Below are 14,629 nucleotides of genomic sequence, written 5' to 3'. Positions count from 1 at the left end.
GTGAACTACTCATTTACCGCTACCGTAACTGAATCAGTTTTTTGTTCTGGTGTTTGTTCCGGGGCTCCTTCCTTTGCAGGGGCGTTCTCGTCTACCCAAATATCACCTTCGGGTGCTTTTGGGTTGGCCGGGGTAGTCCCTTGGAAAGTAAGTACGTAACTTGCCACTTGCGCCATCTCGACAGGTTTAAGGGCCTGTTTCCAAGATACCATGCCTTTGCCATCACGACCACCTTCCGATATTGTATTAAAGACATTTTTGATGCCCCCACCCAAGATCCAATGATCATCCGTAAGGTTGGGCCCAATGCCCCCACCACCATCGGCCATATGACAGGCCACACAGGTAGTTTCGAAAATGGCCTTACCCGCACTAAGGTCCGCGGCATCGGTCAATAATTCAACCGTATTCACATCGACCAAGTCCTTTGCGGTTTTCTTGTACTCTTCAATGGCCAGGGTAGCAGCTGCTACTTCTTGTTCGTATTCCAATGCTTGATCGTAGTCGCCGTAAATATGGAAACGCACCAAATAAACCACACCAAAGATTATAGTGGCATAGAACATATAGACCCACCATGGGGGTAACTCATTATCCAATTCCTTTATACCATCATAATTATGGTCGAGGATGATCTCACCCTCTTTTTCGATAGGTTTGTTACCGGTTAACTTTTCCCAAACTCTTGTGCCCCATGCCCATTGCCATGAATCGGCTTTTGCGGCTACATAACGCTCTTGGGCTTCTTTGCTTAAGGTCTGGAACATAATATTCTCAATCGATTTCAATATCAATTCTATCGCAATCAATATGAGCAGTACCATCAACATAAAGAATTGTGTGATGGGGTATTCCAGGATTGCTGGTTTTTCTCCAGAGTCAATAAAGTACTCCATCAATCCGAAAATGATGAAGAAGATTACGGGGATTCTAATCCACCAGGGTGACATATTTTTCATAATTCTTGGGTATTATTTTGGTTGTTATCTTCTAAAGGGAGTTCGCTTACTTCTTTGATGTATGATTTCCGTGCGGTGAATACCCACCAGAAAAGCAATACAAAAAAGACAAAGAATAAAACTAGCGATATTATGGGATAAGTGGCTACCCCATCTATGCTCTCTAAGTGACCTTTAATAAATTTCAACATGGCGCTACTCTTTTTCAGTTAAAAGTTCTCCGGTTTCCTTTACCTTGATATCGGTTCCCAATCGTTGCAAGTAGGCAATAAGTGAAACTATTTCCCGATCTTTCATAGGAACATAATCTGCTCCAATTGCGGATTCATTTTCTTCAAAAGACCTTTTTAAATCAGGATCTTCTTTAAGTCTTTCAACGATTGCCGCCGCTTGATCCTCCATTGATTTTGATGCATTGGCAATTTCTTCCTCGGTATAAGGGACACCAAGGCTGACCATGGCCGACATCTTAACCTGTATGTCGCTTCGATCATGCTTGTTATGTATCAACCATTGGTATGCAGGCATAATGGAACCAGATGAAGTACTTTGGGGGTCATACATATGGTTAAAATGCCAGTTGTCTGAATATTTGCCGCCAACCCGTAGTAAATCGGGACCGGTACGCTTACTGCCCCAAAGGAATGGGTGATCGTATACAAATTCACCAGCTTTTGCATATTCCCCATATCGTTCTACCTCGCTTCTAAACGGACGTACCATTTGGGAGTGGCAACCTACACAACCCTCGCGGATATAGAGATCTCTACCCTCTAACTCCAATGGGCTATATGGTTTTACACTGCTTATGGTGGGGATGTTCGATTTAACCATAATGGTGGGTACGATCTCGATCAATCCACCTATCAAAATGGCTACAGTGGCCAATATCGTCATTTGAACAGGCTTGCGTTCTAACCATGTATGCAGGGTCTCGCCGGCTGTTCTTTTGCTTGAAACACGGGTCAAGGCAGGTGCCTCGGCCAATTCGTTTTCAACCTTGCTGCCAGATCTAATGGTTATGATTACATTGTAGATCATAACACAGGCACCAATAATATATAAACTGCCGCCAATAGCTCGCATCCAGTACATCGGCATAATCTCGTTTACGGTCTCCAAGAAGTTACCATACGCCAAAGTCCCATCAGGATTGAAGTCTTTCCACATCAATGCTTGGGTAAACCCAGCAACATACAATGGTAATGTATATAGAATTATACCTAAGGTGCCGATCCAGAAATGAAAGTTGGCCAACCCGATAGAAAATAATCTTGTTTTGAACATCTTAGGAACCAAATAATAGATCATCCCAAAGGTCAAGAAACCATTCCATGCCAAGGCTCCAACATGTACGTGGGCTATGATCCAATCACTAAAGTGCGCTATGGCATTCACGTTTTTCAGGGATAGCATGGGGCCTTCGAAAGTAGCCATACCATAGCCCGTTATCGCGACGACCATGAATTTTAAGGTTGGGTCGACCCTAACCTTGTCCCAGGCACCACGTAAGGTCAATAGACCGTTGATCATACCTCCCCAAGACGGAGCGATCAACATCACTGAAAAGGCCACGCCCAAATTCTGTGCCCAATCGGGCAACGCAGAATAGAGCAAGTGGTGTGGTCCTGCCCATATATAAATGAAGATCAATGACCAGAAGTGAACTATGGAAAGTCTATAGGAATAAACAGGTCTATTCGCAGCTTTGGGCACAAAATAGTACATAAGCCCCAAGAATGGAGTAGTAAGGAAAAAGGCTACCGCGTTATGACCATACCACCATTGTACCAAGGCGTCCTGCACGCCTGCGTAAACAGAATAACTTTTCATAGCGCTTACGGGTAATTCCAAACTGTTGAAAATATGGAGCACAGCGACCGTTACGAAAGTGGCGACATAAAACCAGATGGCAACATACAAATGGCGTTGCCTTCTTTTGATCATAGTACCAATAAGGTTAACGCCAAAAGCTACCCAGACCAACGCTATGGCAATATCTATCGGCCACTCCAGTTCTGCATATTCCTTGGTTGTCGTGTACCCTAAGGGTAAGGACACTGCTGCAGCAACAATAATCAACTGCCAGCCCCAAAAATTGAACTTGCTCAAGAAATCGCTATACATCCTTGCTTTCAATAACCGTTGGCTCGAGTAGTAAACACCGGCAAATATGGCATTACCTACAAAGGCGAATATGACGGCATTGGTATGTAAAGGGCGTAAACGGCCAAAACTTAACCAAGAAATACCATCAGTATAATTTGGGAACATAAACATAAACGCCAGCATAAGGCCTACTGACATACCTACAATTCCCCAGAACATGGTGGCATAGAGGAAATTTTTTACGATTTTGTTATCGTAATAGAACTGTTGTACTTCCATAATTACAAATTTTGACTTTTATTTAGTTGGATTGATTTATTCTTACGCTCTTTTTTCTTGGAAGAAGGGTCCTTTATTATCTCATCTTCAAACAACATACGAACCGACGGGGTGTACGAATCATCGTACTGCCCGCTACGAACAGAAATAATAAATGCTATGAAAAAACCTATAGCAACAACAATGCTAATGGTCAATAGCACATAAATGGCACTCATACCTTACCTGAATTTCGGCATAAACCTAGACTTTTGCCATAAAGTAAAACATGACATTTGTCAGGTTTTTGAATTAATTAATTTTTTTTCCTAAAATATTTGTCGCCAGCGTGGTGAAACCTACGACGCTGATCGAGCTTAAAGGCATTAGAATGGCTGCTATGACAGGTTCCAATTGTCCCGTAACCGCAAAATACAAACCAACAACATTATAAACAAGGGATAAAAGAAAACTTACCTTAATAATTTTCATTGCTTTTTTCGATGCCAGAATATATTGGTCTAATTGTTCAAATTTAGAGGCATCGAGAATACCATCACAGGCAGGTGAAAACACGTTCACGTTTTCTGAAATGGCTATGCCTACGTTGCTTTGGGCCAAGGCTCCGGCATCATTGAGTCCATCACCCACCATCATCACTTTTTTGCCCTGCTCTTGAAGCGATTCAATAAAATTCAGTTTATCATTGGGCTTTTGATTGAAGTACATCGGGGTAAGTTTGGGCACTATTTTTTCGAGCCTGGCTTTTTCCCCTTCATTATCCCCTGAAAGGATAGCCAGGTGTAAATGCCTGTCCATTGCCTTGAACACCTTGGAAACGCCTTCCCTATACTGGTTGTGAAATACGAAACGTCCTTTATAAGTGTCATTCGAACTTATGTGTACCGACGTCTTTTCTGAATCATGATCGGTTGGATTCCCCACAAAATCGGCGGATCCAACCTTTATATGGCGCTCATCCTTTTGTCCTTCAATCCCTTGACCCAGATGTTCATGATATTCATCGAGGAGTACGATGTTCTGTGCAGCCAACATATCGTACAAGGTTCGGCTCAATGGATGGTTCGATGCCCGTAATGTATTTTTTAGAAGGGATTCTTCTTCAAGGGACAATTGCATACCTTCATAGGTTGCCTTGCTTTTTTGGGTAGTGGTAATGGTTCCGGTCTTGTCAAAAATCGCCGTGTCGATTTGGGCCAATTGCTCTACGGTTTGGGTGTTCTTTAAATAGAATTTCTTGCGTCCAAAGATCCGGAGCATATTCCCAAGGGTAAATGGTGCCGCCAAAGCAATGGCACATGGGCAGGCTATGATGAGTACGGCCGTAAATACGTTCAGGGCCTTACTGCTGTCATAATATAGCCAGAAGGCAGTGGTCACAAAGGCTATGGTCAAAACGGCCCATGTAAAACGTTTCCCGATGCTATCGGTCAATGTTTGGAACTTACTTTCCTTGTTCTCACTGAAAACCGTACTGCTCCATAATTGGGTCAAGTAACTTTGTGAAACCGTTTTAAGCACATCCATCTCAATGGCACCCTCCAATTGTTTGCCCCCAGCATAGATCTTATCGCCCGATTCCTTGAAGACAGGCTCTGATTCACCGGTGACAAAACTATAATCAATCTGTCCCCTTCCGTTGATAAGAATGCCATCTACGGGAATCAACTCCTCATTTCTGATCAACAACCGATTTCCTCGTTCTATATCATACACCTGCACGGTTTCCTCCTTACCATTTTCGGCAATCCTGGTGACCGCTATGGGGAAATAGGACTTATAGTCGCGTTCAAAGGAAAGAAAGGAATAGGTCTTCTGTTGAAAGAATTTACCGATGAGGAGAAAGAATATCAAACCTGTTAAACTGTCGAAAAAACCAGGTCCCAGATCAAATATGATTTCAACAGTGCTCCGAAGGAACAATACGAGGATACCCAAGGCAATAGGGACATCGATATTCAATATTTTGGACCGTAGCCCTTTAAAGGCTGAAATCAGGTAATCCTGACCGGCATAAAAAACCACGGGTAAGGAAAAAGCGAACATCAACCATCGGAACAACCCTTTATATTGATCCAACCAAAACTCATTGACCTCGAAGTACTCAGGGAATGAAAGGAACATAACATTGCCAAAGGCAAAACCTGCCACGCCCAATTTATAGATTAACCCCCGGTTAACTTTTTTCTTTCCCTTGTCAAAATCCTCGAGCGAAATGTAGGGTTCATATCCTATGCGAGCCAAAAGGATGGCCAGGTTTTTAAGACTGAGCGTTTCGGGATTAAAAACGATCCGAACGGTTTTTTTGGGAAAATCGACCTGGGAACTGCTTATGGAAGGGTTTAATTTGTTTAGGTTTTCCAAAATCCATATACAGGAACTACAATGAATATGGGGGATATAAAGATTTACAATTTGGATCTTTTCCTCGTTGAATTCCACGAGTCTTTCAATAATCTTCGGATCGGTAAGAAAATCATACTTATTTTCCACCACAGTGGGTATTGCCCCGGCTGAGGCCTGCAGGTCGTAATAATATGAAAGATCATTGGAGGAGAAAATTTCGTAAACGGTCTTACAACCATGACAACAGAAATTCTTCCCATCATATACAATAGGTTTCCTTCCGCAATCGTCACCACAATGATAACAGTTGACTTTATCCATTACATTTGCTTATACCGTTTACAAATATCTGAACTTTCATAAAATAATATATGATAATTGTCATCTTTTCGATAATTTTACAGCGTAATGCTTGGAGCATTACTAAATTAATTCTATGGAAGAGGGAGAGCATAATAGATGTGAGAACTGTATCATTAGACAGTTCAACTCATTACGTGCCATGAGTAAACATGAATTAAAGAAGGTATCGGATTCCAAGATTACCAAAATAATCAAAAAGGGGGAGTCGCTTTTTGAAGAGGGTGATAAATTGGATGGCGTATTCTGTGTGCGACAAGGAATCTCAAAACTCTCCAAATTAAGCGCCAACGGAAAGGATCAAATCGTCAAATTGGCAAGTAAAGGCGAAGTTATGGGGCAAAGGTCGGTGATAGCCGAAGAATGCACTAATTTAAGTGCTGTTGCCGTTAGCGATATGGAGGTTTGTTTTATCCCCAAAGACAGTATTATCCATACCTTAAGTCGAAATCCTGATTTTGCCATAGAAGTGCTGCGTCATATGGCCCATGACTTAAAAGAAGCCGACGATGTTATTGTGAACATGTCGCAAAAAACGGTAAAACAGCGTATTGCCGAGGCTTTTCTGTATTTAAGGAATAATTATGGAGAGGATAAAAATGGATTTTTACTTTTAACCCTTTCTCGGGAAGATATTGCGAATGTTGTAGGTACCGCAACGGAATCGGCCATACGGATCATCTCTGAATTCAAGAAAAGGGGAATGATCAAGACTTCGGGCAAAAAAATCGGGGTATTGAATGAAAAACTGCTTCAAGATCTTATTGAAGGATTTTAATACCCTTGTTCCCATTTATTTTTCACAACCCTTTTTCAGTTCTGATAAGCCTTGTATTTATAGGGGGTTTGCCGCTTTTTTAAAAAACTGATATAAATCATAGTTTGCCCGAACACCTTCCAATAATTTAGCACAGTATAAAAATGATTGGAATGAAAAATGTATTATTACCTACGGATTTTTCAGAGAACGCTTGGAATGCCACCAAGTATGCCATTGAACTGTTCAAGGATGAAGAATGCGTTTTTCATTTACTCAATACCTATACACCGGCAATTGCCAGTAGTAGATTTATGGCGACCAGTCTAAGTAATGTGCAGGAAGGTAGTATGCGCAGTAGTTCAGAACTGGGACTCGAGGAGATCTTGCGCAAGATCAAGAAGGATTTCAATTTTCCAAAACATAACTATAAGACAATATCATCCTTTAGTTTACTGGTTGATGAAATCAAGGATATTGTCGAAAATTCAGGAATAGACCTGATCGTTACTGGCACAAAAGGCGCCTCAGGGATAGATGAGGTTTTTATGGGAAGCAATACGGTCCGAATCATTAAATCGGTTAAAAATTGCCCAGTATTGGCAATTCCCCAACATTTTGAGTATACAAGCCCGACCGAAATAGCCTTCGCAACGGATTTCAATAGGTTTTATTCCCTTTCGGAGTTGCAGCCGATGATCGATTTGGCCAAAACCTTCAAGGCGGCTATCCGAATTGTGCATGTGCAATACGAGATCAAGGCCTTGAGCGAGATCCAAATGTTCAACCTTAACATGTTGCGTAAATATTTGAATGAAGTTGAGCATTATGTGCATACGGTCTCAGAATTGAATTCGGTTTCCAAAACGCTGGAGGTTTTCACCAAGGAACTCGACATCCATCTATTGGCCATGCTCAATTACCAGCATAGCTATATGGAGAAAATGACCCGCGAGCCTGTCGTAAAACGTATGGCATTCCACACCCAGATTCCATTATTGGTCATTCCCGAACTCGGAATGAACATGCCGTCGAAATCGCCGAAGAACTCTAAAAATGCCGTAGCTGATTAAGAAGTTCGGCCGATGGGATGGTCTTCATAAAAATCCTTGAATGTTTTGTCGGTCTTATAATCATCGGTCAATACCTTATAGACCATGTAAACCACCATTGATTGGCCCAATACGGTAACGTAAAAGACCCAATTGAATGGGAAATTCATAGCGGCCATAATCGTAACGATGACCAAGATTATGGTGGTGTTGGCCACCCAGAACATAGCGGAATTTTTCATATTTTATTTACAAAGTACGTAAAACGGATTTTTTCATGGTTAAAAAAATCCTAAAAAAATCGCTTTGCTAGGTATAAAGCTTCTACCGGTTGTGGCCATATCCTTAATTTGGCGAATGACGAGGCATCCGCGATTTTATCCCCGTTTTCAAATAAAGTGATCAAGGAATCCATTACGATTGCCTTTTCAATTGCAAACGCATGCAATTGCTTAATTTTGCCAAAAAAATAGAACGTGAATATTCCCAAGACAGATAAGAAAAGAGTAGTGATCATCGGTGGTGGTTTTGCCGGTATCTCCTTGGCTAAAAAGCTAAAGGATTTGGATATACAGGTCGTTTTGCTCGATAAACAAAACTACCACACGTTTCAACCCTTATTGTATCAAGTCTCAACAAGTGGGTTGGAACCCGATTCAATAGCCTATCCTTTGCGCAAGGTACTGAAGAATTTAAATGATTTCTACTTTAGATGGGCTACGGTCACACACATTGACCCTAAAGAACAATGCCTTTCAACTTCCATGGGAATCTTATCCTATGATGTCTTGGTCATGGCCACGGGAACAAAAACCAATTATTTTGGGAACAAGGAAATTGAAAAATATACCATGCCGATGAAGAATATTCCCCAAGCATTGAATATTCGTAGTCTTATGCTACAGAATTTCGAGGCCGCGGACGATTGTACCGATAGTGCAGCGCGAAAGGCATTATTGAATTTTTGTATCATCGGTGCCGGACCGACGGGGGTAGAACTTGCCGGTGCCTTTGCCGAACTCAAGAATAATGTATTTCCCAAGGATTATCGGCATTTGAACATGTCCGAAATGCAGATTCATTTATACGAAGGTGGTGGTCGTGTATTGCCACCCATGAGTGAAAAAGCCTCAAAAAAAGCCCTGCAGTTTCTGCATGAATTGGGAGTGACAGTGCATTTGAATACCATTGTAGAAGATTATGATGGGGGAACCTTGACGCTGAAAAATAAAGAAACAATGCCCACCAAAAACTGTATTTGGACCGCTGGGGTTACCGGCGCTGCCATTCAAGGCTTTGGCAAGGAGAAATTAGTAGATAGGATCAATAGGTATAAGGTTAATGAATACAACCAGGTCGAAGGGTATACGAATATTTTTGCCATTGGGGATATAGCAATTATGCAGACCAAGGAATATCCCAAGGGTCATCCCCAGGTTGCACAACCGGCCATTCAGCAAGGGAAACTTTTGGCAAAAAATTTAAGGAACCTGATGCAGGGAAAGGAGATGAAACCATTTCGGTATTATGACAAGGGTACCATGGCCACAATTGGCAGAAATAAGGCGGTAGTTGATTTAAAAAGAGCCAAGTTCGGTGGGTTCTTCGCCTGGTACATCTGGATGTTCGTTCATCTAATGGCGTTGGTGGGATTTCGAAATCGCGTGGTCGTATTATTCAATTGGGCCTATAATTATATCAATTTTGATAAGGCGGCCCGTTTAATAGTTAGGCCTTACAAACCAAAACATTAGAATGTTTAATTGTTCGGTTCTATATCGAGATAAGGAAAAACCTTTGTATATTTGTCATGTTGTGTTGCGTTTCGACTTAAATCGAAGCGATGGTGAAAATGCCTTTGGGCATGAACCAATGAAAGGCTTTCCTATACTGGGAGGCTTTTTTTGTGCCTTGTTCGCAGTGGTTTTGCCGCTTATACTACTTTTCATAACCATTTAAATGGGGTTAGATTTTATTCCGATACTGGATTATTGTATTTTTAAGTGGATCATTCAATCATACAAGTATGCCATTATATCATAAACTGGGTAAAATACCGCAAAAGCGCCATACCGTTTTTAAGAAAACCGATGGTTCTTTGCACTATGAGCAATTGTTCGGTACGATAGGGTTTGAAGGAATGTCATCCTTACTGTACCATTTGTATCGACCAACCATGGTCAAGGAAGTAGGCGCTACGAAGGATGTGGCCCCAAAAGCTGCCGTACGATATAATATAAAATCAAGATTGTTGAAAGGATTCGAGATTCGACCGGAAGATGATTTTCTCGAAAGCCGAAAGATCGTACTTTTCAATTCGGATGTGAATGTGGCCTTGGCCGCCCCTAGAAAATCAATGACGGAATATTTCTATAAGAATGCCGACGCCGATGAACTATTGTTCATTCATAAAGGAACGGGAACCTTGAAAACATTTCTGGGTGAAATCCCCTTTGAATATGGGGACTATCTGTTGATACCCCGGGGCATGATTTATCAAATCACGTTCGATTCGGAGGACAATCGCCTTTTGGTCACAGAATCATTCAGCCCTATCTATACGCCCAAACGGTATCGCAATTGGTTCGGGCAACATTTGGAACATGCGCCATTTTGTGAGCGCGATTTTAAATTGCCCCATAATTTACAGACCCATGATGAGAAAGGGGAGTTTGCGATGAAAGTGAAGAAGCAAGGGCAATTGCATCATCTGGTATATGCTTCGCATCCTTTTGATGTTGTGGGATGGGATGGCTATAATTTTCCCTACGGATTTTCCATACACAATTTTGAACCCATTACGGGAAGGGTGCACCAACCGCCTCCGGTGCATCAGACGTTTGAAACCAATGCATTTGTGGTGTGCTCTTTTGTGCCACGGATGTACGATTACCACCCTAATGCCATTCCGGCACCTTATAACCATTCCAATATAGACTCTGATGAAGTGTTGTATTATGTGGATGGGGACTTTATGAGCCGAAAGAACATTGATAAAGGATATATATCACTCCACCCTGCGGGGATACCCCATGGACCACATCCGGGCACCTATGAAGCAAGTATCGGTAAAACCAAAACAGAGGAGCTGGCTGTTATGATCGATACCTTTAAGCCTTTACAACTTACCCAAAAGGCTTTGGATATCGATAATGGGACCTATTATCAAAGTTGGTTAGAATAATTGATTATTATGGGAAACAAAATGGATCAATGAAGCCGCCAATTTAGCGGTTTGATGATCGATATCGTACTTCGGATTCATTTCCGCAATATCCATGCTGATCAATCTCTTTGAGTTTAAGATCAACTCCAACGATTCCAAAACGATGTTGGGACAAAAACCCATGGGTGAAGGGGCACTTACACCAGGGGCATAGGCCGATGAAAACCCATCGAGGTCAATGGTTACATAAACATGATCAACAATACTGATGAAATCAAGTAATTTTCGGACCACGATACTCGCGTTTTGCATTGTGAAATCCTTGTTCTCGATATAATCGACGCCTAAATCCATAGCGGTTTCGAAGAGTGTGCTGTCATTTGCATCCCTGCGTATTCCCAAACAGAGGTAGTGAAAAGGGGTATTATCATTTTTACACTCTTGCGCAATTTGATAAAATGGGGTGCCCGAGTTGCTTCCCTTTGTATCGGATCTCAAGTCAAAATGGGCATCAAAATTTATAATACCAATGGATTTAGCAGGACCAACATGATTTTTGATCCCGTTATAATGTCCGTAGGCAATATCATGTCCGCCACCGATGATGATCGGGAAAGCACCTTTTTCCAACAACAGTGCTATCTTTTCGGCAAGATGGGTCTGAATATTTTCCAATTTCCCATCCCGACATTCCAAAGTCCCTACATCAAAAAAATCAACATTCTTTTCCAAATGATTTGGAAATTTACCCAATATCGTACGAACTTCCTCTGGGCCATTGATGGCTCCGATTCTTCCTTGGTTCCTATGAACGCCCTCATCACATGCATACCCCAAAAAGGCGATGGTTTTTTTCGACACTTTATCTATATTTTCCTTTTCAAGGTTGATACACTTTACTTTTTCATGCATGTAGAGTTGTTGGCCAGAATTTCTGCCAGTCCACAATTCAGGATTTGTTACAATGTATCTGTTCATGGCTAGATGGGTTAATATTGTCTCAGAATAAATCTGCCAATAGCGAATCTTCCACTAAGTTAGGTAAAGTTATCTTTAGCGCTGGTGTGCGTTCCATTTCCCGTTTAATGGCGAATAAGGCTTCTTTGTTCCTAGCCCAACTCCTGCGCGAAATCCCATTGTTGACATCATAAAACAACATATTCTTCAATTTTCGGGATGCATCCTCGGAGCCGTCAAGGACCATACCAAAACCTCCGTTGATGACCTCACCCCAACCAACGCCACCACCATTGTGGATCGACACCCAGGTGGCGCCGCGGAAGCTGTCCCCAATCACGTTATGGATTGCCATATCGGCAGTGAACTTGCTTCCGTCATAAATGTTGCTGGTTTCCCGAAAAGGGGAGTCGGTACCACTTACGTCATGATGGTCACGCCCTAGAACGACCGGGGCGGTAATCGCCCCAGAATGTATCGCTTGATTAAAGGCTTCGGCGATTTTGGCACGGCCTTCGGCATCGGCGTATAAAATGCGGGCTTGGGAGCCGACTACCAAGTTGTTTTCCGACGCTTCGCGGATCCAAGTAATGTTATCCTGCATTTGTTGCTGTATTTCACTTGGAGCGGTTGTTTTGATTTGTTCCATGACTTTCAGGGCGATGGCATCGGTCTTTTGAAGATCTTCCGGTTTTCCAGAAGTACAGACCCAACGAAAGGGACCAAAACCATAATCAAAGCACATCGGTCCCAAAATATCCTGCACATAGGATGGATATTTGAAATCAATTTTGTTTTCGGCCATTACCTCAGCGCCTGCCCTGGAAGCTTCCAACAAGAACGCATTTCCATAGTCAAAAAAATAGGTGCCTTTGGCGGTGTGTCTGTTAATGGCGTTGACTTGTCTTCGTAAGGATTCCTGCACTTTTTCCTTGAACGTTTCCGGATCGGAACCCATGAGCACATTCGATTCCTCAAAGCTCAAGCCTACAGGATAATAGCCACCTGCCCAAGGATTGTGTAGTGATGTTTGGTCAGAGCCTAAGTGCACGAAGATATTCTCCGTATCGAACCGTTCCCAAACATTGACCACATTACCGATAAAGGCCAAGGATACCACTTCATTGGCTGCAATGGCTTTTTGTGTTCGTTCTACGAGTTCATTTAGTTCGTCGATCAATTCATCTACCCAACCCTGTTCATATCTTTTTTTTGCTGCGGCAGGATTTACTTCTGCGCAAACCGTTATACAGCCGGCTATGTTACCTGCTTTGGGCTGGGCACCACTCATTCCTCCCAATCCAGCCGTCAAGAATATTTTACCTGCGGGCTTATCGTCGTTTTTCAATACTTTTCTAAAGGCATTCATCACGGTTATTGCCGTACCGTGTACGATGCCTTGAGGGCCAATATACATATACGAACCTGCCGTCATTTGGCCGTATTGGGTCACTCCCAGGGCATTGTATTTTTCCCAATCATCGGGTTGTGAATAGTTGGGGATCATCATGCCATTGGTCACCACCACCCGAGGGGCCTCTTTGGATGAAGGGAACAATCCCATGGGGTGGCCCGAATATATATGAAGCGTCTGTTCCTCTGTCATCGTAGCCAAGTAGTGCATCGTTAATAAGTACTGCGCCCAGTTTTGGAAAACGGCCCCATTACCCCCATAGGTTATCAATTCTTCGGGATGTTGCGCCACGGCAGGATCCAAGTTGTTTTGGATCATGAGCATAATACTGGCCGCTTGTGCAGTTTTGGCCGGATAGGCATCGATGGGTCGCGCTTGGATATCATACGCTGGTTTGAAACGGTACATATAAATTCTACCATATTCCTTCAATTCCTGGGCGAATTCCTTGGCTAACCCAGGATGCCAGGCCTTGGGGAAATACCGTAGCGCATTGCGAATGGCCAATTTTTTTTCTTCCAAGGTCAATATGTCCTTTCGTTTGGGGGCATGATTGGCCTCTAAAGCGTATCCTCTTTTTTTTGGAAGTTCTTTTGGAATGCCTTGTAGTATTTGTTCTTTGAAAGTCATTTACTTTTGAAAATTTTAATTTTTTTGGCTTCTCTCCTCATCTGAAGCTTGCCCGCCGTAAGTGTGGAGGGGAATGAATTCCGACGTTGTCGGAAGAAAGGGGAGGTGCCACTGTTTATTCCAATCTACCTGTGTATACTCTTTTTTGTTCCTCCTTTGGGGACTATTGGGTTTAATGTTTATTATGAACCAACGCGCCCTTTTTCCAAACCATACAAGGTTTGAAATTTCCTTGGTTATATAAAATCTCTTTATAATCAGCGGTATGGAAAATGCTCAGGTCTGCCAAGAACCCTTTTTCCAATTGTCCCCTATCCGTTAAATTCAAAGCTGCTGCTGCTCGGAAGGTAATTCCAGCCAATACTTCGGCATTCGACAGTTTTTGAAAAGTCCCCAAGATGGCGGCTTGCGTCAGCAAATCGCCCATTGGGGCCGAACCCGGGTTGTGGTCACTCGCAATGGCCAAGGCGCCTCCGGCATCAAGGATTTTACGGGCAGGGGTAAAAGCACAGCCCAAGCCCAATGAAGCGCCTGGCAATGCAACCGCAATCACATCGCTTTTCGCCAAAAGCGCTATTTCCTTTGATGTGCTTGCTTCCA

The 14,629-nt window shown here is 42.6% G+C and carries 13 protein-coding genes; 4 read left to right on the top strand and 9 right to left on the bottom strand.

Annotated features, from left to right (window positions below):
* Positions 1–5 precede the first annotated feature (5 nt).
* The 5 genes from WBM98_RS13060 to WBM98_RS13040 all read right to left on the bottom strand — a co-directional run bounded on the left by WBM98_RS13060 (position 6) and on the right by WBM98_RS13040 (position 6,014).
* Positions 6–959 (bottom strand): cbb3-type cytochrome c oxidase N-terminal domain-containing protein, encoded by a 954-nt coding sequence (locus WBM98_RS13060; RefSeq protein WP_424366463.1) that lies wholly within the window; start codon positions 957–959, stop codon positions 6–8.
* A complete protein-coding gene (locus tag WBM98_RS13055; RefSeq protein ID WP_424366462.1) occupies positions 956–1,150 on the bottom strand; it encodes a CcoQ/FixQ family Cbb3-type cytochrome c oxidase assembly chaperone in 195 nt (64 codons plus the stop codon). The genes WBM98_RS13060 and WBM98_RS13055 overlap by 4 nt, the downstream gene beginning before the upstream one ends.
* Before the next feature lie 4 nt (positions 1,151–1,154).
* Positions 1,155–3,347: a cytochrome-c oxidase, cbb3-type subunit I gene (gene ccoN / locus WBM98_RS13050; RefSeq protein ID WP_424366461.1), complete on the bottom strand. Its 2,193-nt coding sequence runs from the start codon at positions 3,345–3,347 to the stop codon at positions 1,155–1,157.
* 2 nt (positions 3,348–3,349) lie between these two features.
* Positions 3,350–3,565 (bottom strand): cbb3-type cytochrome oxidase assembly protein CcoS, encoded by a 216-nt coding sequence (ccoS, locus tag WBM98_RS13045; protein WP_424366460.1) that lies wholly within the window; start codon positions 3,563–3,565, stop codon positions 3,350–3,352.
* A 73-nt stretch (positions 3,566–3,638) separates the two neighbouring features.
* On the bottom strand, positions 3,639–6,014 hold the full coding sequence (locus tag WBM98_RS13040; RefSeq protein WP_424366459.1) for a heavy metal translocating P-type ATPase: 2,376 nt from the start codon (positions 6,012–6,014) through the stop codon (positions 3,639–3,641).
* A gap of 115 nt (positions 6,015–6,129) precedes the next feature.
* On the opposite strand from WBM98_RS13040, the gene WBM98_RS13035 reads away from it, so the two are divergent.
* Both WBM98_RS13035 and WBM98_RS13030 read left to right on the top strand, forming a co-directional pair.
* Positions 6,130–6,831 carry a Crp/Fnr family transcriptional regulator gene (locus WBM98_RS13035; protein ID WP_424366458.1) on the top strand — a complete coding sequence of 234 codons (702 nt, stop codon included), beginning with the start codon at positions 6,130–6,132 and terminating at the stop codon, positions 6,829–6,831.
* 152 nt (positions 6,832–6,983) lie between these two features.
* The gene (locus WBM98_RS13030; RefSeq protein WP_424366457.1) at positions 6,984–7,883 is read left to right on the top strand and encodes a universal stress protein; all 900 of its coding nucleotides are present in this window, start codon (positions 6,984–6,986) and stop codon (positions 7,881–7,883) included.
* Here the strand turns inward: WBM98_RS13030 and WBM98_RS13025 are convergent.
* Positions 7,880–8,104 (bottom strand): hypothetical protein, encoded by a 225-nt coding sequence (locus WBM98_RS13025; protein ID WP_424366456.1) that lies wholly within the window; start codon positions 8,102–8,104, stop codon positions 7,880–7,882. The genes WBM98_RS13030 and WBM98_RS13025 overlap by 4 nt on opposite strands.
* Before the next feature lie 234 nt (positions 8,105–8,338).
* On the opposite strand from WBM98_RS13025, the gene WBM98_RS13020 reads away from it, so the two are divergent.
* Positions 8,339–9,616 carry an NAD(P)/FAD-dependent oxidoreductase gene (locus tag WBM98_RS13020; protein WP_424366455.1) on the top strand — a complete coding sequence of 426 codons (1,278 nt, stop codon included), beginning with the start codon at positions 8,339–8,341 and terminating at the stop codon, positions 9,614–9,616.
* Between the two features lie 272 nt (positions 9,617–9,888).
* On the top strand, positions 9,889–11,046 hold the full coding sequence (locus WBM98_RS13015) for a homogentisate 1,2-dioxygenase (RefSeq protein WP_424366454.1): 1,158 nt from the start codon (positions 9,889–9,891) through the stop codon (positions 11,044–11,046).
* Here WBM98_RS13015 and hutG read toward each other — a convergent pair.
* From hutG to WBM98_RS13000, 3 genes are all read right to left on the bottom strand, one after another.
* Positions 11,038–12,006 (bottom strand): formimidoylglutamase, encoded by a 969-nt coding sequence (gene hutG, locus WBM98_RS13010; RefSeq protein WP_424366453.1) that lies wholly within the window; start codon positions 12,004–12,006, stop codon positions 11,038–11,040. The genes WBM98_RS13015 and hutG overlap by 9 nt on opposite strands.
* Positions 12,007–12,028: 22 nt before the next feature.
* Positions 12,029–14,029, bottom strand: coding sequence for a urocanate hydratase (locus WBM98_RS13005; protein WP_424366452.1), 2,001 nt, complete (start codon positions 14,027–14,029; stop codon positions 12,029–12,031).
* A gap of 172 nt (positions 14,030–14,201) precedes the next feature.
* A partial coding sequence (locus WBM98_RS13000) for an amidohydrolase family protein (protein WP_424366451.1) occupies positions 14,202–14,629 on the bottom strand: 428 nt, incomplete at its 5' end.

The organism is Maribacter sp., from assembly GCF_049667165.1.
Taxonomy (GTDB): Bacteria; Bacteroidota; Bacteroidia; order Flavobacteriales; family Flavobacteriaceae; genus Maribacter_A.
The sequence above is the reverse complement of the archived record's forward strand: the minus strand, read 5'-3'. Positions and strand labels throughout refer to the sequence as shown.

Bases quoted from the DNA above. Each gene is read 5' to 3' on its own strand.
- WBM98_RS13060 (WP_424366463.1), bottom strand. From the start codon at position 959: ATGAAAAATATGTCACCCTGGTGGATTAGAATCCCCGTAATCTTCTTC.
- WBM98_RS13055 (WP_424366462.1), bottom strand. From the start codon at position 1,150: ATGTTGAAATTTATTAAAGGTCACTTAGAGAGCATAGATGGGGTAGCC.
- ccoN (WP_424366461.1), bottom strand. From the start codon at position 3,347: ATGGAAGTACAACAGTTCTATTACGATAACAAAATCGTAAAAAATTTC.
- ccoS (WP_424366460.1), bottom strand. From the start codon at position 3,565: ATGAGTGCCATTTATGTGCTATTGACCATTAGCATTGTTGTTGCTATA.
- WBM98_RS13040 (WP_424366459.1), bottom strand. From the start codon at position 6,014: ATGGATAAAGTCAACTGTTATCATTGTGGTGACGATTGCGGAAGGAAA.
- WBM98_RS13035 (WP_424366458.1), top strand. From the start codon at position 6,130: ATGGAAGAGGGAGAGCATAATAGATGTGAGAACTGTATCATTAGACAG.
- WBM98_RS13030 (WP_424366457.1), top strand. From the start codon at position 6,984: ATGAAAAATGTATTATTACCTACGGATTTTTCAGAGAACGCTTGGAAT.
- WBM98_RS13025 (WP_424366456.1), bottom strand. From the start codon at position 8,104: ATGAAAAATTCCGCTATGTTCTGGGTGGCCAACACCACCATAATCTTG.
- WBM98_RS13015 (WP_424366454.1), top strand. From the start codon at position 9,889: ATGCCATTATATCATAAACTGGGTAAAATACCGCAAAAGCGCCATACC.
- hutG (WP_424366453.1), bottom strand. From the start codon at position 12,006: ATGAACAGATACATTGTAACAAATCCTGAATTGTGGACTGGCAGAAAT.
- WBM98_RS13005 (WP_424366452.1), bottom strand. From the start codon at position 14,029: ATGACTTTCAAAGAACAAATACTACAAGGCATTCCAAAAGAACTTCCA.